This is a genomic window from Streptomyces sp. JJ36 (genome assembly GCF_021696945.1).
Classification (GTDB): domain Bacteria; phylum Actinomycetota; class Actinomycetes; order Streptomycetales; family Streptomycetaceae; genus Streptomyces.
The window spans coordinates 45,535-67,725 of record NZ_JACYHE010000002.1 but is presented as its reverse complement, the minus strand read 5'-3'; the positions used below and the strand labels follow the sequence as shown (position 1 = coordinate 67,725).

Genomic DNA, 22,191 nt, shown 5'->3' with positions numbered 1-22,191 from the left:
TCCCCTCCCCCACGCCTCCCGGCGCACCCCCACCGCCTCCAGGAGAAGAACGTGACCCCTGAGAACCCGCTCCGCCGCCGCCTGCTGCTCGCCGGTGCGGCCGGCGTCGCCGCCGCCTGCGCGCTGCCGGGCACCGCCCACGCCGCCGGCCGTACCGCCGCGACAGTGATCGAACCGGACATCGACAGCACCGCGGAATGGAACGCCCGGCCGCCCCGCTACGGCGTGAACGTCCTGTACCGACGGCCCACCAAGATCATCGTCCACCACACCGTCGGCGAGAACACCTCCGACTTCTCCCGCGCCCAGGCCCATGCGCACGCGCACTGGGTCCAGGACCTCCACATGGACCGCAACGGGTGGACGGACACCGGCTACAACTTCGTGGTCAGTCGCGGCGGCTGGATCACCGAGGGCCGGCACCGCAGCCTGGAGACCCTCACCGGCGGCACCAGTTTCGTGCAGGGCGCCCACACCTCCGGCCAGAACGACCAGGCCGTCGGGATCGCCAACGAGGGCGCATACCACGACGGCGCCGTGCCGCCGGACGCCCAGTGGGAGGTGCTGGTGCTGCTCTGCGCCTACGTCTGCGAGCAGTACGGCATCGCGCCGCACCGGATCGACGGGCACATGGACTACTCCGACACCCTGTGCCCCGGCGTCCTCCAGGACATGCTCCCGCAGCTCCGCAGCGAGGTGGCCGGAGAGCTCGGCTGAGCCGCTTCCGCCGCGCGGCACCGCACCGGCACCGCGGCATGCGGGCCCTCAGGAGGAGGGGGCGCGGGCGGCGGCGAGCAGGCGCTCGGTGTCCGCGGGGCGGATCGCCAGGGTGCGGGCGACGGTCTCCAGCACCTCCCGCTCAGCCGGCTGGTACGGCCCGTCCGCGAGCGCGATGGCGGCGCCGTGCAGCAGCAGCCTCTCCCGGCCCGGCGCCGCCAGGTGCGGGGCGAGCGGCTCCAGCACCTCGCAGAGGCCGATATGCACCGCGAGCTGCGGGTCCGGCTCCTCCAGGGCGGCGGCCGCGGTGTGCAGCGGCCCGGCCCGCACCGCGGCGAGCAGCGCCAGCAACTGGTCCTCGGTGCACTCCGGATAACCCGCGGCCCGTACGGCCTCGACGGCCGCCTCCCGGGTCGTACGGGAGCCGCAGCCGCTGGCGGCGAGCACGGCGAGGGCGACCGAGTGCACCGCGTCCCGCAGCAGGGCGCTCAGCCGGTGCGTGGTGAGGCCTTCCAGCGCGGCGGTCCCGAAGTGCCCCCGGCACGCGGCGCATTCGACGACCGGGGGCGCTGTGCCGCGGGGCAGCAGCGGCAGCCCCAGCAGCACCAGCCGCCGGTGGCCGGTGCGGTGCCGGAAGGCACGGTCGCCGCCGCAGGCGGGACAGAAGAACTCGCCGTCGCCGGTGGTGCGCCACGCGGTACGGACGCCCGCGAGGCACGGGAGCCGACCTCGCCGGACACGGGAACGCAACACCGCACCTCCACCATTTCGGCGACGTTCCGGCAACGCTGCCGGGACCGACGTGATGTTAACCACACCTCCCGGCCGTCGTCAGCCCCTCCGTCGGCCATTCCCGCGCCGCCCGGCGCGCGTCCGCACCGGCCGCGCCCGGCCCTCACGGTGCTCCGCCGGGGCCGGCGGAGCATGGGACCGCCCGGGCGGGTCACCCGGGAGTGGACAGGGATGTCCGCCTTCGAGGGACTTTCCATGGAGGAACCACACATGTCCCAGATCGATCCTCAGCCCAGAAACCCGGTCAGCGACGAGTGGAACACGGTGGCGAGCTACGAGGCATACGAGAAGGCTCAGGAGGCCGTCGACCGGCTCTCGGACCGCGAGTTCCCGGTGCAGTACATCGACATCGTCGGGTCCGGCCTGCGGCTGGTGGAGCATGTCACCGGGCGGCTCACCAAGGGCCGCGCGGCCGCGGCGGGGGCCGCCAGCGGCGCCTGGTTCGGGCTCTTCATCGGCCTGCTGGTGGGCCTCTTCACCACGGGCCCGGTGTGGCTCGGGCTGATCCTGGGCGGACTGCTCATCGGTGCGCTGTGGGGCGCGATCTTCGGATTCGCCGGGCATGCGGCCACCGGCGGCCACCGCGACTTCGCGTCCACCCGGGCCCTGGCCGCCGCACGCTACGACGTGATCGCCCAGGGCGGCCGGGCCGGCGAGGCCCGCGAGATCCTGCAGCGCGAGGGGCTGATCCCGGCACCGTAGGGACGGCGGCCGGCGGCGACAGGAGGCGGCCCCCGGTCCCCGCCCCCGGAGGCCGCCGCCGGTCGCAGCCGACCGCCACCCGGGGGCGGTACCGGTCACTCGCCCTGGAGCGCGGCGAGCCGGTTCAGCAGTTCCCGGCCCTCGTCGGTTATGGAGTAGACCTCTTCGTGGACCTCCGGGTCTTCCGGGGCGAAGACGGTCGCGCCGTCGCCGTCCGTTATCTCGGGGGCTTGTTGCAAAGTCGTTTCCACGGCTCCTCCGATTCCTCGCTCCGGGCGGCCCCTTTCTACCCGAGGCTTCTTCCGCGGTGTGTCCACACCTGGCCGCTGGCTGGAATGGGCGGGTACCCGGCATCCGCTTCCGGCCGGGCCCTCCGGCCCCCGGAAGGTCACGGGTGGTGCCCGCCCGTCCCGTACCACCGGCGATAATGTGCGGGTGCCGTCCGCCGGCCGGGAAGGGATCAGTGTGGGAGACGACGCGCTTTCTTCGGAGCTGATACGCCTCGGCCTGGCCGGACCCGACATCGGCGTGTACCGGGAGCTGCTCCGCTCCGGACCCGCGCCCCGGGCGGACCTCGCCCGGCGCCTCGGCCGGAGCCCCGGGGAGGTGGCCGGGTCGGCCGCGCGCCTCATCGAGCTGGGCCTGCTGGCCACCGTGGGCCCCGACGAGGACGGTCTGACGCCGGTGGAGCCGACGCTGGCGCTGGAGTATCTGGCCGGCGCGCGCACCGCGGAAATTCAGGGGGCGCGCCTCGCCGCGCTCAACGCCTACCGGGATTTCCGTCGCACGGTCCACCCGCAACCCACCGAGGATCTCCTCGAAGTCGTCACCGGACCGCAGATCGTGGAGCGCATCCACAACATCGAGAAGTCGGCGCGTCACGAGGTGATGCGGTTCGATTCGCCGCCTTACCACACAGGCGGAGGCCCGAACCCGATAGAAATCGACGGCCTGGGCCGCGGAGTGGCCTATCGCGTCGTCTATGCGAAATCCGCTGTCCGGAATCCGGACTACTACGCGGAGAACATTCAGCCCTGCATCGCCGCCGGGGAACAGGCACGGGCACTGCCGACCGTCCCGGTGAAACTCACCGTGTTCGACCGGAAGGTGGCGATCGTCTCGATGACGTTCGTCGGAGAGGACCTGATGGAGGAGGAGAGCGTGGCGGCCGAGAACAACGACTCCATGCTGGTGGTGCACCCCTCCAGCCTGCTCTCCGCCCTCACCGGGCTGTTCGAGAGCTCGTGGAAGTCGGCGTTCCCGCTGCACTTCGGGGACCGGATCCCGTCCGCGCTGACGCCCATCCAGGGGCGCATCCTGGAACTGCTCGGCAGCGGGCTGACCGACGAGACCATGGCCGGGCTGCTCGGCGTCAGCCGGCGCACCCTCTCCCGGCACCTGATGGACCTGCACGCCCGCGCCGGATCGACCACCCGCTTCCAGCTCGCGCTGCACGCGGCGCGGGAGGGCTGGATCTGACCGGACCGCAGGGGCCCGCGGCCGGCACGCCCCGGGTAGCGTGCCGGCCGCGGGCCCGGGTCAGCGCCGTGCCGCGCGGTTCACCGCGGAGACGACCGCCTTGAGCGAGGCCCGGACGATGTTGGCGTCGATGCCGACACCCCACAGGACCTTGTCCCCGATCGCACACTCGATGTACGCGGCGGCCTGCGCGCCCGCGCCCTCGCTCATGGTGTGCTCGACGTAGTCCAGCAGCCGCACGTCCACCTCGATCGCCTGCAGGGCGTCGAAGAAGGCCGCCAGCGGACCGTTGCCCGTCCCGGTCAGGACGGTGTCCTCGCCGTCCACCGTGGCCTCGACGGTCAGCGCGTCGTGGCCCTCGGTCGTGCTGGAGGTCTGGGCGCTCCGCAGGGCGATGCGGCCCCAGCTCTGCCCCGGGGTCGGCAGGTACTCGTCCTGGAAGACCGCCCAGATCTCCGCCGGGGTCACCTCGCCGCCGCCGGTGTCGGTCTTCTCCTGGATGATCCGGGAGAACTCGACCTGCATCCGGCGCGGCAGCGACAGGTTGTGGTCGCTCTTCAGGACGTAGGCGATGCCGCCCTTGCCGGACTGCGAGTTGACCCGGATGACCGCCTCGTACGAACGCCCCACGTCCTTGGGGTCGATCGGCAGGTAGGGCACCTCCCAGGTGAGGTCCTCCACCGCCGTGCCGCGCTCGGCGGCCTCGGCCTCCAGCGCCTCGAACCCCTTCTTGATGGCGTCCTGGTGGGAGCCGGAGAACGCCGTGTAGACCAGGTCGCCCACATAGGGGTGCCGCGGGTGGACCTCCATCTGGTTGCAGTACTCGGCGGTGCGCTTGATCTCGTCGATCGCGGAGAAGTCGATCTGCGGGTCCACGCCCTGCGAGAAGAGGTTCATGCCCAGGGTCACCAGGTCGACGTTGCCGGTGCGCTCGCCCTGGCCGAACAGGCAGCCCTCGACCCGGTCCGCACCGGCCATCAGCGCCAGCTCCGCGGCCGCCACCGCCGTCCCCCGGTCGTTGTGCGGGTGGACCGACAGGCACACGTGCTCCCGCCGGGAGAGGTTCCGCGACATCCACTCGAAGCGGTCGGCGTGCGTGGACGGCGTGGAACGCTCCACCGTCGCCGGCAGGTTCAGGATGATCTCCCGCCCGTCCTCCGGCTGCCACACGTCCATCACGCCCTCGCAGACCTCCAGCGCGAAGTCCAGCTCGGTGTCGGTGAAGATCTCCGGGCTGTACTGGTAGCCGAAGACGGTCTCGTCCCCCAGCAGCTTCTCCGCGTACTCCATCACCAGCCGGGTGCCGTCCACCGCGATCTGCCGGACCTGCTCCCGGCTGCCGCGGAAGACGACCCGGCGGAAGACCGGGGCGGTGGCGTTGTACAGATGCACCGTCGCGCGGTGCGCGCCGCGCACCGACTCCACGGTCCGCTCGATCAGCTCCTCGCGGGCCTGGGTCAGGACGGAGATCGTCACGTCCTCCGGGATCGCGCCCTCCTCGATGATCGAGCGCACGAAGTCGAAGTCGGTCTGGCCGGAGGAGGGGAAGCCGACCTCGATCTCCTTGTAACCCATGCGGACCAGCAGGTCGAACATCTCCCGCTTGCGCGCGGGCGACATCGGGTCGATCAGCGCCTGGTTGCCGTCCCGCAGATCCGTGGACAGCCACCGCGGCGCCCGGGTGATGCGCTGCTCCGGCCAGGTACGGTCCGGCAGCCGCACCTGCTCGTACGGGCGGTACCGGTGGACCGGCATGCCGGAGGGGCGCTGCCGCACGGTCGCGGCGGTCACGGGCGTGGCAGGGCGTACGGCGCCGGAGGCAGGCTCGGAAGGGGTCATGATGCGCGGGGCTCCTGAGGCTGTGGTGGCTGGGGGCCGACGGCGAACAGCACCGGTCTCCGCGGGGAGGGGGTCGGCCGTAGGACTTACGGACCCTCGCCGCGGCAGCTAAGAAGAAGCAGCCCGAAACGCATGATGGCCCTCACGGTAGCGGACCGGGACGGAACGCGCGGGTGCGTATCACCATGCGGACCCCGGCGCGTCATGCGAGCCCGGCGCGTGGCCGGGCGCCGGGGCGCCGCCCCGGACACTCCTTCTCATGAATCCCCGCCACAAGCGGTGACAAAGACGTGACCCAGTGCCACATTGCCTGGTATGGACGCTTACCGGAGCACCCACCCGACCCGCTGCGGCGTCGTGCCGCCGCACCTGCTGGACCGGCTCGCCCGGACCGACGACGACCGCCTCGCCCTCCCGGCCCGCCGCACCCTGGAACAGGACGCGCTGCGCCGCACCCGGCGGGAGCTGACCGCGGCCCGCACCCTGGCCGCCGCACCCCCGGCGTCCCGCTCCCGGGCCACGGCCGCGCCGCAGCGCACCGTCCACGACGCGGAGCACGCCGAGCGGCTGCCGGGGCGTGAGGTCCGCGGCGAGGGCGACGAGCCCGGCACGGACGCGTCGGTGAACCGCGCCTACGCCGGCCTGGGCGCCACCTTCACCCTCTTCTGGGAGGGCTTCGAACGGGACTCCGTCGACGGCGCCGGGCTGCCGCTGGACGCCACCGTGCACTACGGCGAGCAGTACGCCAACGCCTTCTGGGACGGCGAGCGGATGGTCTTCGGCGACGGGGACGGCGAGGTCTTCCGGGACTTCACCCTGGCCCTGGACGTGATCGGGCACGAGCTGGCGCACGGGGTCACCCAGTACACCGCGAACCTCGAGTACTACGGGCAGTCCGGCGCGCTCAACGAGTCGGTCTCCGACGTCTTCGGATCACTGATCAAGCAGCGCGAGCTGCGGCAGACGGCGGCGCAGGCGGACTGGCTGATCGGCGCCGAGCTCTTCACCGACCGCGTGCAGGGCGACGCACTGCGCTCCATGAAGGCCCCCGGGACGGCGTACGACGACGACGTGCTCGGCCGGGACCCGCAGCCGGCCCACCTGGACGACTACGTGCACACCAGCAGCGACAACGGCGGCGTGCACATCAACTCCGGCATCCCCAACCACGCCTTCTACCGGCTGGCGACCGCGCTCGGCGGCCACGCCTGGGAGCGCGCGGGCCGCATCTGGTACGACACGCTCACCGGCGGCACGCTGCGCCCCGACGACGGCTTCGCGGCCTTCGCCGGCGCGACGCTCGCCGCGGCCCGCGCCCGCTACGGCGGCGACACCGGAGAGGAGACGGAGGAGGAGAAGGCGGTCCGGCAGGCCTGGACGGACGTGGGCGTCACGCCCGGGGAACCCGCCGGACGGGGGTGAGATCGGGGTGAACCGCGGCACGGACCGGCGCGGCCCCTTACCTTCCCCCGGCCGCCCGCGCCAGGATGGACGTATGCGCATCACCGTCATCCGCACCGGCGGGTTCGGGGGCCTCGCCCGCCGCGCCACGCTCGACACCGCGGGCCGCGCGGACGCCGCGGAGCTGGACTCGCTGGCCAAGACGGCGCTGGCCGAGGGCCACCGGGAGGAACGGCCGGTCGGTGTGCCGGACGGCTTCCACTACGAGATCGAGGCGGACGGGGAGACGTCGTACTGCGCCGACCCGCGCCTGACCGAGGCCCAGCGCACACTGATCACCCGGGTGCTCAAGGAGGGGGCCTGAGGACGGCCGGGCGCCCGCGGCCGGCGGGGGCGCGCTGACGGCCGCGCGCATCGACCGGGTGGTCGTCCCGGTCGTCGCCTCCCCCGGCGGTGCGCACCGGCCGGAGCCGGCGGACGCCGCGGGCACCGGGCCCGCGGAGTCCGGGAAGTCCCGGGCCCTGCCCGGGCCCGGTCCGGGAGGCCCAGGGCTGCCGGAAGGCCGCACGGCCGCGCCGGAGCGCCGTGCCGCCGGTCAGCCGAAGGGGGCCGCGCGGTCCAGGATGCGGGCGGCGACCGCCGGGGAGTCCACCAGCGGATGCAGCCCAAGGGCGCGCAGCGCGGCCCGCCGCGAGCCGCTCACGGCGGCCTCGACGGTCGCCCGCTCCACCGCCTTGACCTGCAGCATCAGCCCCAGCTCCGCCGGCCCGGGCGGGGTGCCGGGCAGCGGCCGTACGCCGTCCGCGCCGGCCGTGCAGACGGTCTCCACCACCGCCTCCCCGTCCAGCCCCGGGACCGCGCCGCGGTTCGGCACGTCGAGGATGAGCTCGGCACGGGTGTCGTGCGCGACGGCGTGCATCAGGGCGAGCGCGACCCGGTCGTAGCCACCGCCGTCCAGGTCGCAGCCGTCCCGCTGCCAGCCGCCGGACGCCTCCCGGCTCTCCGCGAGATAGGTCTCCTCGCGCTCCCGGCGGGTCTGCTCCCACAGCTCCGGGGCCCGTTCCGGCTCCTCGGCGGCGGTGGCGAAGAAGTCGCTCTGCCGGCGGTGGAGGAAGGCGCCGCGGGTCTCCGCGGCGTCCCGCACGGCGGCGAGGGTCTCGCGACGGAAGTAGTAGTAGTGCAGGTACTCGTTGGGCAGCGCCCCCAGGGCGCGCAGCCACTCCCCGCCGAAGAGCCGCCCCTCCTCGAACGACGCGAGCGCCGCGTCGTCGGCGAGCAGCCCGGGCAGCAGCTCGCGGCCCTCGTGCCGCAGTGAGCGCAGCCAGCCCAGGTGGTTGAGGCCGGTGTAGTCGTAGCGGACGGCGTCCGGATCGGCGCCGGCCGCGCGGGCGGCGCGGCGCACCAGGCCCACCGGGGAGTCGCAGATGCCGATGACGCGGTCGCCCAGCACCCGGCCCATGGCCTCGGTGACGATCCCGGCCGGGTTGGTGAAGTTGATGACCCAGGCGTCCGGTGCGACGGCGCGCACCCGCTCGGCGACGTCCAGCGCCACCGGCACGGTGCGCAGCGCGTAGAGCACCCCGCCCGCACCGACCGTCTCCTGTCCCAGCACGCCTTCCTCCAGCGGGACCCGCTCGTCCCGCACCCGGCCCGCCGTGCCCCCCACCCGGATCGCGGAGAAGACGAAGTCCGCCCCGCGCAGCGCCTCGTCCGGGTCCGGCTCGACCCGTACGGCGGGCGCGCCGGGCACGTCCCGCGCCTCCCGGGCGAGGATCCCGGCGACCACCTCCACCCGCCGGCGGTCGGTGTCGTGCAGCACCAGTTCGGTGCAGCGGCCGGGGGTACCGCGGCGCGCGTCTGTCAGTAGCGCGCGGTAGACCAGGGGTACGCGGAAACCGCCTCCGCCGAGAATCGTGAGCCGCATGCTGCGGAACCTAACCCACCTCGAGGCCGCAGCGCGATGATGCGAAGCCGCGGGCCGGTGCAGACTGGCCGGGTAGGGCGCGACAGGGAGAAGCACGTGAGCACGGGCGAGACGCACGACAGGCGACGCATCCGGGAGCCGGGGCGGCCCGGCCGGTACGGTCCGGCGGGCCCTGCCGGACCGGACGGCGTCCCGGGGCCGGGCGGGACGCCCGCCGGCGGCCCCAGCGGCTGGCTGGACCCGCTGGCCGGGCTGCGGCGGCCGGACGACCCCGCGTGCGACGTGTACCTGACCGGGACGGTCTTCCTGGACATCATCTTCACCGGGCTGGACGCGGCGCCGGTGCGGGGCACCGAGTCCTGGGCGCGCGGCATGGGCTCCAGCCCCGGGGGTGTGGCCAACATGGCCACCGCGCTGGCCCGCCTGGGACTGCGCACCTCCCTCGCCGCGGCCTTCGGCGACGACATGTACGGGGACTACTGCCGGGACGCGCTGGAGCGCGGTGAGGGCATCGACCTGTCCATGTCCCACACGGTCCCCGGCTGGCACTCCCCCGTGACGGTCTCCATGGCCTACGAGGGCGAACGCACCATGGTCTCGCACGGGCACGTGGCCCCGCCGAAGGACGCGGCCCTGGAGGACGAGCGGGAGTGCCCGCCGCCGGCCCGGGCCTGCGTGGCGTCGCTGGTTCCGGGCGAGCCCCAGGAGTGGGTGGCCACCGCGGCCGGGCGGGGCAGCCGGGTCTTCGCCGACGTCGGCTGGGACGACTCGGGCCGCTGGGACCTCGGCGCGCTCGCCGACCTGACGCACTGCGAGGCGTTCCTGCCGAACGCCGCCGAGGCCATGCGCTACACCCGCACCGACTGCCCACGGCGGGCCGCCCACCGTCTCGCCGAGCGGGTGCCGCTGGCGGTGGTGACCATGGGCGCGGACGGCGCCTGCGCGGTGGACGGGCGCACCGGCGAGACCGCGGAGGTGCCCGGAATCGCGGTGGAGGCGCTGGACACCACCGGGGCCGGGGACGTGTTCGTGGCGGGCTTCCTCACCGGCACCCTGGCGGACTGGCCGCTGGCGGACCGGCTGGCCTTCGCGGGGCTGACGGCGGCGCTCTCGGTGCAGGAGTTCGGCGGGTCGCTCTCCGCGCCGGGCTGGGTGGAGGTGGCCGCCTGGTACGAGCGGGTGCGGTCGGCGGCGCTCGCCCGGGACGGGCACGCGGCGCTGCGGCGCTTCGCCTTCCTGGACGCGCTGCTGCCCGGCTGCCGCCGGGACTGGCCGCTGCGCCGGGCGGTGCCGACCATCGGCTTCCGCGCCCACTGACCGGAGCGCCCCGCGCGTCCGCCCCCGCCGGGTGCCCGGCTCCGGGGCGGCTCGACCACCGCGGTCACCGTGGCTCCCGGGGCGCGGCGACCACCGCGCCCCGTCTCCGAGGCACGGCGGGCGCCCCTCCGCCCGGGGTGCGCCCCGCGCCCGTACGGGACCGGCCGCTCCTGACCGCGGAGCGCTCACGTCTTCCGGAGCGGACCGGATCCGTCACCCCGGCCGCACGCCCGGACACGGAACGTGCCGGTCGCGGCGGGCGGTCGCTCAACCGGCCCGCCGGTACCACCGGAGCGGCGGAAAAGCCCTCGGGCCGCGCGGCGGCGCGGCGTACCCTGGAGGCACCACATGTCGCAGCACAGAGAGGGACGAGCAGGCCCTGAGGCCGCCCATGACGCAGACAACCACCACCCAGGACACCGCCCGCTTCACCGTCCCGTCGAAGCATCCGATGGTGACGGTGCTGGGTTCCGGGGACTCCCTCCTCCGTGTGATCGAGAACGCCTTCCCGGAGACGGACATCCACGTCCGCGGGAACGAGATCACCGCCACCGGCCCGTCCGGGGAGGTCGCCCTGGTGCAGCGGCTCTTCGACGAGATGATGCTGGTCCTCCGGACCGGCCAGCCGATGACCGAGGACGCCGTGGAGCGCACGATCTCGATGCTCCGCAAGGCGGAGACCGGCGAGGGCGGCGGACACGAGGCCCCGGCCGAGGTGCTCACGCAGAACATCCTCTCCAACCGCGGCCGCACCATCCGCCCCAAGACGCTCAACCAGAAGCGCTATGTCGACGCGATCGACAAGCACACCGTCGTCTTCGGCATCGGGCCGGCCGGCACCGGCAAGACCTACCTGGCCATGGCCAAGGCCGTACAGGCCCTCCAGTCCAAGCAGGTCAACCGGATCATCCTGACCCGGCCCGCGGTGGAGGCCGGAGAGCGGCTCGGCTTCCTGCCGGGCACGCTCTACGAGAAGATCGATCCCTATCTGCGGCCGCTCTACGACGCGCTGCACGACATGCTCGACCCCGACTCCATCCCGCGGCTGATGGCCGCCGGGACGATCGAGGTCGCTCCGCTCGCCTACATGCGGGGCCGTACCCTCAATGACGCGTTCATCATCCTGGACGAGGCGCAGAACACGAACCCGGAGCAGATGAAGATGTTCCTGACCCGGCTCGGCTTCGACTCCAAGGTCGTGGTCACCGGTGACGTCACCCAGGTCGATCTGCCCGGCGGCACCAGGAGCGGGCTGCGCCAGGTGCAGGAGATCCTGGACGGCGTCGAGGACGTGCACTTCTCGTGGCTCACCAGCACCGACGTCGTACGGCACAAGCTGGTCGGCCGCATCGTCGACGCGTACGACCGCTACGACGACCAGAACGGCACCTCGAACGGCGTCCAGTCCGGTGGGTCCGGCGGAGGATCCTCCCGCCGGGGAAACGGAAAGCGCTGACCCAGGCATCATGTCCATCGACGTCAACAACGAGTCCGGGCGCCCCGTCGACGAGCAGGCGCTCCTCGACATCGCCCGCTACGCCCTCGGCCGGATGCGGATCCACCCGCTGGCCGAACTCTCCCTCATCGCGATCGACAGCGACGCCATGGAGCAGCTCCACCTCCAGTGGATGGACCTGCCCGGCCCCACGGACGTGATGTCCTTCCCCATGGACGAGCTGCGCCCGCCGCTCCGGGACGAGGAGGAGCCGCCCCAGGGGCTCCTGGGGGACATCGTCCTCTGCCCGGACGTGGCGGAGCGGCAGGGCGCCGAGGCGCCCACCCGGCACTCCATGGACGAGGAGCTGCAGCTGCTCACCGTGCACGGGGTGCTGCACCTGCTCGGATACGACCACGAGGAGCCGGGTGAACGGGCCGAGATGTTCGGTCTGCAGTCCGCGATCGTCGACGGCTGGCGCGCCGAGCGCGGCCTGACGGGGCCGTCCCCGGCCCCGACCACGACCTCGTGACCGCCCGGCTGATCGCCGCGGCGGTCGCGCTGGTGATCGTCGCGTGGCTGGCCGCCTGCGCGGAGGCGGGCCTGGCCCGTACCACCAGCTACCGGGCCGACGAGGCGGTGCGCTCGGGCCGGCGCGGTGCCGCCAAGCTGGCCGTCGTCGCGGCCGACCCGACCCGCTATCTGAACCTGGCCCTGCTGCTGCGGGTGACCAGCGAGATGGCCGCCGGGGTGCTGGTCACCTACGCCTCGCTGCGCTCCTTCGACGAGACCTGGCAGGCGCTGACCGTGGCGATGGGCGTGATGGTGCTGGTGTCGTACGTCGCCGTCGGCGTCTCGCCCCGCACCATCGGCCGCCAGCATCCGCTCAACACGGCCACCGCGGCGTCGTACGTGCTGCTGCCGCTCGCCCGGGTGCTCGGCCCGGTGCCGCAGCTCCTGATCCTCGTCGGCAACGCCATGACGCCCGGCCGGGGCTTCCGCAAGGGCCCGTTCGCCAGCGAGGCGGAGCTCCGGGCCATGGTGGACCTGGCCGAGCGGGAGTCGCTCATCGAGGCGGAGGAGCGGCGGATGGTGCACTCCGTCTTCCAGCTCGGCGACACCCTGGTGCGCGAGGTGATGGTGCCCCGCACCGACCTGATCACCATCGAGCGGTTCAAGAACCTGCGGCAGGCGCTGACGCTGGCGCTGCGCTCGGGCTTCTCCCGTATCCCGGTGGTCGGCGAGAACGAGGACGACGTGGTCGGGATCGTCTACCTCAAGGACCTGGCCCGCAAGGTGCACATCAGCCGGGAAGCGGAGACCGAGGCGGTCTCCACCGCGATGCGGCCCGCGGCCTTCGTGCCGGACACCAAGAACGCAGGCGACCTGCTGCGGGAGATGCAGCGGGACCGCATCCACGTGGCGGTGGTCATCGACGAGTACGGCGGCACCGCGGGCATCGTCACCATCGAGGACATCCTCGAGGAGATCGTCGGGGAGATCACCGACGAGTACGACCGCGAACTGCCGCCCGTGGAGGACCTGGGCGAGGGGCGCTACCGGGTCACCGCGCGGCTGGACCTGGGCGACCTGGGCGAGCTCTACGACCTGGTGGGCCTGGACGACGAGGACGTGGAGACCGTGGGCGGGCTGCTCGCCAAGTCGCTCGGCCGGGTGCCCATCGCCGGGGCCACCACCACCGTGGACGTCACGGAGGACCGTTCGGACCCGGCGCTCACCGCCCTGCGGCTGACCGCCGAGTCCCCGGTGGGCCGGCGGAACCGCATCACCACGGTGCTGGTGGAGCCCGTCCGTACGACCGCCCCGGTGGAGGGGGCGCCGGAGGGCGCCGCGAACCACGGCGAGGGCTGACCCGCCCACCGCACGGCCCGGCTGCGCGGATGCCGGGCGCCGCCGGTCCAGGCCGGCGCGCCCGGCGCCCGGGGCAGGCCTCAGGGGCGGCCCGCTGCGGCGGCCGGGGCCAGCGCCCGGGTCAGAGCCAGCAGGGCGTGGTCGCTGCCGGGCGGGCCGAGGACGGCCAGGCCCACGGGCAGGCCGTCGACGGTCAGGGAGGGGAGGACCGCACACGGGAGCCCGGCCAGCGAGGCACGGCAGGTCAGCCGGAAGGTCGCCTTCCGGTTCTCCGCCGTCGCCCCGCGCTCCGCGTTCCGCGGCGGTGCCGGGGAGCCGGTGGCGGGGAGCAGCAGCACGGTGCCGCCGGGCAGCGCCGCGCGCAGCGTGCGGGCCGCCTCGCGCAGCTCCTCCTCGGCCTCCGCGCGTTGCCGCGGGGTGACCGCGGAGGCCAGGCGGAAGCGTTCGGCGATGCCCGGCCCCAGCGCCCCGGGATGGGCCCGCACCCAGGCCCCGTTCTGCTGCCACGCCTGAGCGGCCTGGACGACGGTGAAGGCCTCGGCCCAGCCGCCGCCGGTCCCGCCGGCGAGCGTGTCGCCCACGGTCGGGACGCGTTCCCGCCGCAGCCCGGCCCGCGCGGCGGCCTCCGCCGCGGCGGTGCGGAACGCCGCGGCGACGGCCGGGCGGGCGAGCGCCACGAGGTCGTCCACGACGAGCGCGGTACGGAACGCCCCCGGGGACGCCGGACGCCCGGCTCCGGCGTGGCCCGGGGCCCCGGCCCCGGCCCCGGCGTGCCGGGGCCCGGACGCGCCCTCCGCGGGCCCGGTCTCCCCGGCCTCCCCCTCCGGGGTTCCGGGCTCTCCGGGGGGCGGCTGCGCGGAACCCGGGGCGGGGGGCGCGGGCTCCGGGGCGGCGAGCAGCACCTCGCCGGTGCGTGCGAGCGTCGCCGCGTCCCGGGCCAGCCAGCCGACGGTGTCGAACGCGGGCGCCAGCGGCAGCAACCCGCCGGCCGGTACCGCGCCGTGGGTGGGCCGGAAGCCGTACAGGCCGCAGTAGGAAGCGGGCACCCGGACCGACCCGGCGGTGTCGCTGCCCAGCCCGATGTCCGCCTCCCCCAGGGCGACGGCGGAGGCCGGGCCGCTGGACGAGCCGCCGGGGATCCGGCCGGGGGCCGCGGGGTTGGGCGGGGTGCCGTAGTGCGCGTTGGTGCCGTTCAGGCTGTAGGCGAACTCGTCGGTCTGTGCGATGCCCGCGATGTCGGCACCGGCGTCCAGCAGCGCCCGTACGGCCCAGGCGTGCCCGGGCTCCGGCGCGGCCCCGGCGAGCCGGGCCGGGTTGCCGGCGCCCAGCCGGTACCCCCGCACGGCGTACACGTCCTTGACCGCGCACCGCAGCCCGCGCAGCGGCCCCGTGCCGGCGCCGGCCACCAGGGGCGCGCCGCGCTCGCGCCACACCGGGCCCGGCGTCCCGGCCTCCTGGTGCCGTGTCATGGGTACTCCTCTCCGGTGCCCGGAACCCGACCCGGCTCATTGCACCAGACCCGTCCGCCGCGCGCCCGGGAGCGGGGCGGGTGATACTGCCGCAGAGGCGCCCGGTGCCCGGCACCGGCGCCGGACGGGTGGCCGACGGGGGCCGGAGGTCAGGCGATGGCGGACGGACGACAGCGGGGTGTGGCCCGGCTGGTCTGCGGCCGACGGACCAAGTGGCTCGTGCTGCTGCTGTGGCTGGTGCTGCTCGTGCTGCTGGCGCCGCTGTCGTCGAAGCTGATGGAGGCGCAGGACAACCAGGCCTCCTCCTGGCTGCCGGGCAGCGCCGAGTCCACCCGGGTGCTGGAGATCGCCGACGACTTCCGCCCGGAGACCATGCTGACCGTGGTGCTCTACGTCCGGGAGAGCGGCCTCACCCCCGCGGACCGGGAACGGATCGCGGCGGACGCCGCGGAGCTGCGGGACCTGGACGTGCACGGGATCGTCGGCGAGCGGACCCGGGGCCCGGAGTTCGACCGCCGGCAGGACCCGCGCGCCGCCCGGATCGCCGTGCCGGTGCTGATGGACGAGGAGGGCTTCGACCGGCTGGCCGACGCCGTCGGCGCCATCGAACGCGAGGTCGGGGACGGCGGCGGACTGCAGGTGTACGTCACCGGTCCGGGCGGCACCTCCGCGGACTTCTCGGAGGTCTTCGAGGGCATCGACTCCACGCTGCTGCTGGCGGCGCTGTCCGTGGTGGTGATCGCGCTGCTGATCACCTACCGCAGCCCGACGCTGCTGCTGGTGCCGGTCGCCTCGGCGATCTCCGCGCTGCTGGTCGGGCAGGCGATCGTCTACCTCCTCGCGGAGCATGCCGGGCTGACGGTCAACGGGCAGACCGCGGGCATCTTCCTGGTGCTGGTCTTCGGCGTGGGCACGGACTACGCGCTGCTCCTCGTGGCGCGCTACCGGGAGGAGCTGCGCCGTCACCACGACCGGCACGACGCGATGGCCCGCGCGCTGCACCGGGCCGGCCCGGCGGTGCTGGCCAGCGGCGCGACCGTGTGTGCGGCGATGCTGGTGCTGCTGGCCGCCGAGATGAACTCGACCAGCGGCCTCGGCCCGGTCGCCGCCATCGGCGTCGCGATCGCCGTGCTCGCCATGACCACGCTCTTCCCGGCGCTGCTGGTGATCGCCGGCCGGTGGATCTTCTGGCCGCTGATCCCGCACGAGGGATCGCCGGAGCCCACCGAACGCGGGGTGTGGGCCCGTATCGGCCGCGCCGTGGGCCGCCGGCCGCGGGCCGTCTGGGTCACCGCGGCCGTGGTGCTGGCGGCGCTCTCCTTCGGCATCCTCGGGTTGCGGGCCGAGGGCCTCAGCAACGAGGACGCGTTCACCGACACCCCGGCGTCGGTCACCGGCCAGCAGGTCTCCGCCCGCTACTTCCCGGCGGGTGCCGGCGACCCGCTGATCGTGGTCGCGGACGCGGACCGGGCCGAGCGGGTGCGTGCCGTGGTGGCCGGGACGCCGGGCGTGGTGCCGCAGTCGGTCGGCGTGCCGCCGGGCACCCCGCCGCAGGAGGACGGCCGGGTGCTGTTCGAGGCGACGCTGACCGCGCCCGCCGACAGCGAGGCGGCCAAGGACACCGTCGAGCGGGTACGTGACGCCGTGCACGCGGTGCCCGGGGCGGACGCCCTGGTGGGGGGCGGCACGGCGGCGCTGCTGGACACCCAGACCGCGTCGATGCGGGACAACCAGGTGGTGCTGCCGCTGGTTCTGCTGGTGGTGCTGCTCATCCTGGCGCTGCTGCTGCGGGCGGTGGTCGCGGCGCTGGTGCTGGTCGCCACCGTGGTGCTCTCCTTCGCCGCCGCACTGGGCATCAGCGCGCTCGCGTTCCGCCACCTGTTCGACTTCGCGGGTGAGGACGCCTCGTTCCCGCTGTTCGTCTTCGTCTTCCTGGTCTCGCTCGGGGTGGACTACAACATCTTCCTCTCCACCCGGGTGCGCGAGGAGGCCATGGTGCAGGGCACCCGGCCGGGCACGGTGACGGCGCTGGCGGCCACCGGCGCCGTGATCACCTCGGCGGGGCTGGTACTGGCGGGCACCTTCGCGGTCCTGGGCACCCTGCCCCTGGTGGCGTTCGCCGAGATCGGCTTCGCGGTCGCCCTGGGCGTGCTGCTGGACACCTTCGTCGTCCGCTCCGTGCTGGTCTCCGCGCTCTTCCTGGACGTCGGGAAGCCCATGTGGTGGCCCCGGCCGCTGCCCGGGGACCGCACCCCCGCCGAGCGGACGGGTGCCCCGTCCGGGCCTGCCGGCTGATCCGGCCGGGAGCCCGGGGCGTCGCCTCCGCACGCGGGGCGGGACGCATATGCTCGCCCGTATGAGTGACCAGGGACTGGACCCGGAAGACCGCAAGATCCTCACCCTCGCGCGCAGCACCCGCGCCCGCAACGGCGTGCCGGAGGGAGCGGCCGTCCGGGACGAGACGGGCCGCACCTATGTGGCCGGCTCCGTGGAGCTGCCGAGTCTGCGGCTGAGCGCCCTGCGCACGGCGGTGGCGATGGCGGTGGCCTCCGGCGCGACCTCCCTGGAGGCGGCCGCGGTGGTCGGCGAGGCGGAGACGGTCCCGGAGGAGGACCGGGCGGCCGTACGGGACCTGGGCGGGTCCGGGACGCCGGTGCTGCTGGCCGGCCCGGACGGCGTGCCGCACACCACGCTCACGGCCGGCTGACGGGCTCCGGTGCCGGGGCCTCCCGTCCGCACCCGGACGGGTCGCCCGGCGCCCGGGCGGGGCCACCGGGACGGGGCGACCGGGACGGGAGCGGCCGGAACCGGCCGCTCGGGCCGGCCCCGGCAGGAAGCCCTGCCTCCCCCGGGGGCCGCGGACCACCGGTCCGGGCCGCCTCCGCCATCGGGGACAATGGCCGTCATGAACGCTCCCTCGTCCCCGCCCCCGGACCCGGCCGCCCCGCACCGCTCGGGCTTCGCGTGCTTCGTCGGGCGCCCCAACGCGGGCAAGTCGACCCTGACCAACGCGCTGGTGGGCACGAAGGTGGCGATCACCTCCAACCGCCCGCAGACCACCCGGCACACGGTGCGTGGCGTGGTACACCGCCCGGACGCCCAGCTCGTGCTGGTGGACACTCCGGGCCTGCACAAGCCCCGGACGCTGCTGGGCGAACGGCTCAACGACGTGGTGCGCACCACCTGGGCGGAGGTCGACGTGATCGGCTTCTGTCTGCCCGCGGACCAGAAGTTCGGCCCCGGGGACCGCTTCATCGCCAAGGAGCTGGCCGGGCTCCGGCGCACCCCCAAGGTCGCCGTGGTCACCAAGACCGACCTGGCGGAGCCCGGCGCCCTGGCCGAGCAGCTGCTCGCCGTGGACCGGCTGGGGAAGGAGCTGGGCTTCGAGTGGGCGGAGATCGTCCCGGTCTCGGCCGTCTCCGGCACCCAGGTTTCCCTCCTCGCCGACCTGCTGGTCCCGCTGCTCCCCGAAGGGCCGCCGCTCTACCCGGACGGCGACCTCACCGACGAGCCGGAGCAGGTGATGGTGGCGGAGCTGATCCGGGAGGCCGCCCTGGAGGGCGTACGGGACGAGCTGCCGCACTCCATCGCGGTGGTCGTCGAGGAGATGGTGCCCCGGGAGGGCCGCCCCGCCGACCGGCCGCTGCTGGACGTGCACGCCAACGTCTACATCGAGCGGCCCAGCCAGAAGGGCATCGTCATCGGCCCCGGCGGAAAGCGGCTCAAGGAGGTCGGCACCCGGTCCCGCACGCACATCGAGGCGCTGCTGGGCACCCCGGTCTACCTGGACCTGCACGTCAAGGTCGCCAAGGACTGGCAGCGCGACCCCCGGCAGCTCCGCCGCCTCGGCTTCTGACGCCGGGCTCCCCCGGGCGCCGGCGGCCCGGAAGGAGTCACGGGCGGCGCTTCGGCACGGGGACGCGGGCGAGGTCCTCGGCGACGGTCAGCTCACCGGTGAAACCGGCCTCCCGGGCCTCCGCCGCGAACGGCGCGGGATCGGCGTAGCGCTGGCTGAAGTGGGTGAGCACCAGATGCCGTACGCCCGACTCGGCGGCGACACGCCCCGCCTGGCCCGCCGTCAGATGCCCGTACTCCTCCGCGAGCGCGGCCTCCGCGTCCAGGAAGGTGGACTCGGCGACCAGCAGGTCGCACCCCTCGGCCAGGGCGTACACGCCGTCGCAGAGCCGGGTGTCCATCACGAAGGCGAACCGCTGACCCGGCCGGGGCACGCTGACGTCCTCCAGGGTGACGCCGCGCAGCGCGCCCTGCCGCTGCAGCCGTCCGGCGTCGGGCCCGCGGATGCCGTGCTCGGCCAGCCGCTCGGGGAGCATCCGCCGGGCGTCCGGCTCGACCAGCCGGTAGCCGTAGGACTCCACGGGGTGCGAGAGCCGGTGGGCGGTGAGCGTGCCGGCCGGCCCCGTGTCGAGCACCACCGGCCCGTTCCCGGCGACCGGGGCGGTCCGGAGCGGCACGGTCTCGCGGTACGCGGTCGCGTACCGCAGCCGGTCGAAGAAGCGGCGGCCGCTCGCCGGGAAGTGCGCGGTGACCGGGTGCGGGACGCGGTCCAGATTGATCCGCTGGATCACCCCGGCCAGCCCGAGGGCGTGGTCGCCGTGGAAGTGGGTCACACAGAGCCGGGTGAGGTCGTGCGCGGCCACCCCGGCCCGCAGCATCTGCCGCTGGGTGCCCTCGCCGGGGTCGAAGAGGATGCCCTCGCCGTCCCAGCGCAGCAGGTAGCCGTTGTGGTTGCGGTGGCGTGTCGGCACCTGGCTGGCGGTGCCGAGGACGACCAGTTCACGGACGGACACGGGGCCGGCCCGCCCCGCTCAGCCGGGCGGCCAGTTGAGGCCGCGGCCGCCGAGCACGTGGGCGTGCGCGTGGAAGACGGTCTGGCCGGCGCCCGTGCCCGTGTTGAAGACGACGCGGTAGCCGGTGCCCGGCCCGCCGTCCCGCACGGCGATCTTCTCCTCGGCGGCCACCGTGCCCGCCTCGCGCAGCACGTCCGCGACGAGCTGCGGCGCCTCGGCGGCGAGCGTGGCGGCGTCGGCGTAGTGGCCCTTGGGGATCACCAGGATGTGGGTGGGGGCCTGCGGGTTGATGTCCCGGAAGGCGACGGTGGTCTCGGTCTCCCGGACGACGGTGGCGGGGACCTCACCCGCGACGATCTTGCAGAACAGGCAGTCGGCCTGCGGCTCTCCCGGCACGGTGGCGCCTCCGGCGTGACGTGATGGTCGGTACGCACGGATGCTACCGGCTGCGGGGCATCCGGGCGCTCCGCGCCCCGCTGCGGGCCGGGGCCGGTCCGGACAGGCCCTAGGACCAGCGGCCGGTGCGGGCCAGCAGCACGGCGGTGGCGGCGGTGCCGGCGGTGGAGGTGCGGAGCACCGTGGGGCCCAGCCGGTACGGCGCCGCACCGGCCTCCTCGAAGACGGCAAGCTCCTCCGGGGCGACGCCCCCCTCCGGCCCGACGACCAGCACGATCCCGCCCTCCGCCGGCAGCTCGGCGGTGGCCAGCGGTGCGCCGCCCGACTCGTGGAGCACGGCCGCGAACGCGGCGTCGCGGAGCAGCGGGACCAGCCCGCCGGTGGTCACCGGTTCGGCGATGTGCGGAAAGCGCAGCCGGCGCGCCTGCTTGCCCGCCTCGCGGGCCGCGGCCCGCCACTTGGCCAGCGCCTTGGCGCCGCGCTCCCCGCGCCACCGGGTGACGCACCGGGCGGCGGACCACGGCACCACGGCGTCCACGCCGGTCTCCGTCATGGTCTCCACGGCCAGCTCGCCGCGGTCCCCCTTGGGCAGCGCCTGCACCACGGTGATCCGCGGCCGCGGCTCCGGCTCGGTGTGCACCCGGGTGACGGCAACCTCCATGCGGTCCTTGCCCTCCACGGCGGCCACGGTGCCGTACGCGCCGGTGCCCCAGCCGTCCGTGAGGACGACCTCCTCGCCGGGGCGCATCCGGCGTACGGAGACGGCGTGCCGCCCCTCCGGGCCCGCCAGGACCACGGTGCCCGCGGCCGGCCGCAGGTCCTCGGCGAGGAAGACCGGAGCGGTCGTCACGAGGCTCCCCGCGGGCCGGCGCCCTCCCGGGCCACGGCCAGCTCCGCGGCCAGCACCTCCACCAGCTCCCCGGCGGGGAGCTGCCGGGCCAGCCGGTGCCCCTGCCCGGCCCAGAGCGCCATGGCCTGCGGGTCCCCGGCCTTCGCGGCGGCCTTGCGCAGCGGCGAGGTCAGATGGTGCACCTGGGGGTAGGCGGCGGGGGCATAGCGGCCGTGCTCCCGGATGAAGCGGTTGACCAGGCCCCGCGCCGGGCGGCCGGAGAAGGCGCGGGTCAGCTCGGTGCGGGTGAAGAGCGGGTGTGTCATCGACTGCTTGTGCAGCGCGTTGGCCCCGGACTCGGGGCAGACCAGGAAGGCCGTGCCGAGCTGGGCCGCGTCCGCGCCGGCCGCCAGCACGGCGGCGATCTGGGCGCCGCGCATCAGACCGCCGGAGGCGATCAGCGGCAGCCGGGTGGCCTCCCGGACCTGCGCGATCAGCGCGAGCAGGCCGAGCCCGGAGCGGGCGGCGTCGGTCTGCGGGTCGTCGTGGTGGGTGCCCTGGTGGCCGCCCGCCTCGATGCCCTGGACGCACAGGGCGTCCGCGCCGGCCTCCTGCGCGGCGAGGGCCTCCTCGGCGGCGGTGACGGTGACGACGGTGAACGTGCCCGCCTTGCGGAAGCGGTCGACCACCTGGCTCCGCGGGCAGCCGAAGGTGAAGGAGACCACCGGCACCGGGTCGTCCAGCAGGATGGCGGTCTTCGCCTCGAACGCGTCGTCGTTGCCCTGGTCCGGGTCGCCCAGCTCGGTCTCGTACCAGGCGGCCTCGTCGGCGAGCTGGCCGCGGTAGGTCTCCACGGCGGCCGGGTCGGCGACGGGCGGCTGCGGCAGGAAGAGATTCACCCCGAAGGGGCGGCCGGTCTGGCTCCGGAGCCGCTTGATCTCCTCGTACATCGCCTCCGGCGTCTTGTAGCCGGCGGCGAGGAAACCGAGGCCGCCGGCCTCGCAGACGGCGGCGGCCAGACCGGGACAGGACGCGCCGCCCGCCATGGGGGCCTGCACGATCGGGTACTCACTCAGGGCGGAGAGGGAGGTCGGCGCGGAGGACATGCCGTCATCCTGTCACGCGGCCCCGGGGCCCGCCGGGGCGGGCCCGCGCTGCCGCACGGCAGCAGGGGAACCGGAACCCGCCCCCGTACGGCGGCCGTGCCGCGC

21 protein-coding genes are annotated in these 22,191 nt (G+C 74.8%); 12 read left to right on the top strand and 9 right to left on the bottom strand.

Annotation, left to right across the window (positions count from 1 at the left end; translation table 11 throughout):
• Window positions 1-51: 51 nt before the first annotated feature.
• Window positions 52-717, top strand: a complete 666-nt coding sequence (locus tag HOY81_RS01200) for a peptidoglycan recognition family protein (protein ID WP_237317036.1) — start codon at window positions 52-54, stop codon at window positions 715-717.
• A gap of 48 nt (window positions 718-765) precedes the next feature.
• On the opposite strand, the gene HOY81_RS01195 is transcribed toward HOY81_RS01200, so the two are convergent.
• Window positions 766-1,470 carry a TerB family tellurite resistance protein gene (locus tag HOY81_RS01195; RefSeq protein ID WP_237317033.1) on the bottom strand — a complete coding sequence of 235 codons (705 nt, stop codon included), beginning with the start codon at window positions 1,468-1,470 and terminating at the stop codon, window positions 766-768.
• 249 nt (window positions 1,471-1,719) lie between these two features.
• Between HOY81_RS01195 and HOY81_RS01190 the strand changes: the two genes are divergently transcribed.
• Window positions 1,720-2,211: a general stress protein gene (locus HOY81_RS01190; RefSeq protein WP_237317031.1), complete on the top strand. Its 492-nt coding sequence runs from the start codon at window positions 1,720-1,722 to the stop codon at window positions 2,209-2,211.
• Window positions 2,212-2,306: 95 nt separating this feature from the next.
• On the opposite strand, the gene HOY81_RS01185 is transcribed toward HOY81_RS01190, so the two are convergent.
• Entirely contained in the window at window positions 2,307-2,462 is a 156-nt protein-coding gene (locus HOY81_RS01185; protein ID WP_237317029.1) for a hypothetical protein, read from the bottom strand.
• A 214-nt stretch (window positions 2,463-2,676) separates the two neighbouring features.
• Between HOY81_RS01185 and HOY81_RS01180 the strand changes: the two genes are divergently transcribed.
• Window positions 2,677-3,690 (top strand): MarR family transcriptional regulator, encoded by a 1,014-nt coding sequence (locus tag HOY81_RS01180; RefSeq protein WP_237317027.1) that lies wholly within the window; start codon window positions 2,677-2,679, stop codon window positions 3,688-3,690.
• Between the two features lie 60 nt (window positions 3,691-3,750).
• Here HOY81_RS01180 and leuA read toward each other — a convergent pair whose 3' ends face one another.
• The gene (gene leuA, locus HOY81_RS01175; RefSeq protein WP_237317025.1) at window positions 3,751-5,529 is read right to left on the bottom strand and encodes a 2-isopropylmalate synthase; all 1,779 of its coding nucleotides are present in this window, start codon (window positions 5,527-5,529) and stop codon (window positions 3,751-3,753) included.
• Window positions 5,530-5,844: 315 nt separating this feature from the next.
• On the opposite strand from leuA, the gene HOY81_RS01170 reads away from it, so the two are divergent.
• Together HOY81_RS01170 and HOY81_RS01165 are read left to right on the top strand one after the other, a co-directional pair.
• Window positions 5,845-6,951 (top strand): M4 family metallopeptidase, encoded by a 1,107-nt coding sequence (locus HOY81_RS01170; protein ID WP_237317023.1) that lies wholly within the window; start codon window positions 5,845-5,847, stop codon window positions 6,949-6,951.
• 73 nt (window positions 6,952-7,024) lie between these two features.
• Window positions 7,025-7,294 (top strand): protealysin inhibitor emfourin, encoded by a 270-nt coding sequence (locus HOY81_RS01165; RefSeq protein WP_237317021.1) that lies wholly within the window; start codon window positions 7,025-7,027, stop codon window positions 7,292-7,294.
• A 231-nt stretch (window positions 7,295-7,525) separates the two neighbouring features.
• Here HOY81_RS01165 and HOY81_RS01160 read toward each other — a convergent pair whose 3' ends face one another.
• On the bottom strand, window positions 7,526-8,854 hold the full coding sequence (locus tag HOY81_RS01160; protein WP_237317019.1) for a 6-phospho-beta-glucosidase: 1,329 nt from the start codon (window positions 8,852-8,854) through the stop codon (window positions 7,526-7,528).
• Between the two features lie 96 nt (window positions 8,855-8,950).
• On the opposite strand from HOY81_RS01160, the gene HOY81_RS01155 reads away from it, so the two are divergent.
• The 4 genes from HOY81_RS01155 to HOY81_RS01140 all read left to right on the top strand — a co-directional run bounded on the left by HOY81_RS01155 (window position 8,951) and on the right by HOY81_RS01140 (window position 13,478).
• Complete coding sequence (locus HOY81_RS01155; protein WP_237317017.1) at window positions 8,951-10,171, top strand: PfkB family carbohydrate kinase; 1,221 nt, start codon at window positions 8,951-8,953, stop codon at window positions 10,169-10,171.
• Between the two features lie 391 nt (window positions 10,172-10,562).
• Window positions 10,563-11,627: a PhoH family protein gene (locus HOY81_RS01150; protein ID WP_237317015.1), complete on the top strand. Its 1,065-nt coding sequence runs from the start codon at window positions 10,563-10,565 to the stop codon at window positions 11,625-11,627.
• A 10-nt stretch (window positions 11,628-11,637) separates the two neighbouring features.
• Window positions 11,638-12,138 (top strand): rRNA maturation RNase YbeY, encoded by a 501-nt coding sequence (gene ybeY / locus HOY81_RS01145; RefSeq protein WP_237317013.1) that lies wholly within the window; start codon window positions 11,638-11,640, stop codon window positions 12,136-12,138.
• Entirely contained in the window at window positions 12,135-13,478 is a 1,344-nt protein-coding gene (locus HOY81_RS01140; protein ID WP_237317011.1) for a hemolysin family protein, read from the top strand. Before ybeY ends, HOY81_RS01140 begins: the two co-directional genes overlap by 4 nt.
• 80 nt (window positions 13,479-13,558) lie before the next feature.
• Here HOY81_RS01140 and HOY81_RS01135 read toward each other — a convergent pair whose 3' ends face one another.
• Window positions 13,559-14,947, bottom strand: coding sequence for an amidase family protein (locus HOY81_RS01135; RefSeq protein ID WP_237317009.1), 1,389 nt, complete (start codon window positions 14,945-14,947; stop codon window positions 13,559-13,561).
• Window positions 14,948-15,103: 156 nt separating this feature from the next.
• On the opposite strand from HOY81_RS01135, the gene HOY81_RS01130 reads away from it, so the two are divergent.
• From HOY81_RS01130 to era, 3 genes are all read left to right on the top strand, one after another.
• Window positions 15,104-17,242 (top strand): MMPL family transporter, encoded by a 2,139-nt coding sequence (locus HOY81_RS01130; RefSeq protein WP_237317006.1) that lies wholly within the window; start codon window positions 15,104-15,106, stop codon window positions 17,240-17,242.
• 61 nt (window positions 17,243-17,303) lie between these two features.
• A complete protein-coding gene (locus HOY81_RS01125) occupies window positions 17,304-17,654 on the top strand; it encodes a cytidine deaminase (protein WP_237317004.1) in 351 nt (116 codons plus the stop codon).
• A 189-nt stretch (window positions 17,655-17,843) separates the two neighbouring features.
• Window positions 17,844-18,803, top strand: a complete 960-nt coding sequence (gene era / locus HOY81_RS01120; protein WP_237317002.1) for a GTPase Era — start codon at window positions 17,844-17,846, stop codon at window positions 18,801-18,803.
• A gap of 37 nt (window positions 18,804-18,840) precedes the next feature.
• Here the strand turns inward: era and HOY81_RS01115 are convergent, their stop codons facing one another.
• The 4 genes from HOY81_RS01115 to HOY81_RS01100 all read right to left on the bottom strand — a co-directional run bounded on the left by HOY81_RS01115 (window position 18,841) and on the right by HOY81_RS01100 (window position 22,086).
• Window positions 18,841-19,755 carry a ribonuclease Z gene (locus HOY81_RS01115; RefSeq protein ID WP_237317000.1) on the bottom strand — a complete coding sequence of 305 codons (915 nt, stop codon included), beginning with the start codon at window positions 19,753-19,755 and terminating at the stop codon, window positions 18,841-18,843.
• An 18-nt stretch (window positions 19,756-19,773) separates the two neighbouring features.
• Window positions 19,774-20,151, bottom strand: coding sequence for a histidine triad nucleotide-binding protein (locus HOY81_RS01110; RefSeq protein WP_237316999.1), 378 nt, complete (start codon window positions 20,149-20,151; stop codon window positions 19,774-19,776).
• Window positions 20,152-20,260: 109 nt separating this feature from the next.
• Window positions 20,261-21,001: a 16S rRNA (uracil(1498)-N(3))-methyltransferase gene (locus HOY81_RS01105; protein ID WP_237316997.1), complete on the bottom strand. Its 741-nt coding sequence runs from the start codon at window positions 20,999-21,001 to the stop codon at window positions 20,261-20,263.
• Entirely contained in the window at window positions 20,998-22,086 is a 1,089-nt protein-coding gene (locus HOY81_RS01100) for a nitronate monooxygenase (protein WP_237316995.1), read from the bottom strand. Before HOY81_RS01100 ends, HOY81_RS01105 begins: the two co-directional genes overlap by 4 nt.
• Window positions 22,087-22,191: the final 105 nt, after the last annotated feature.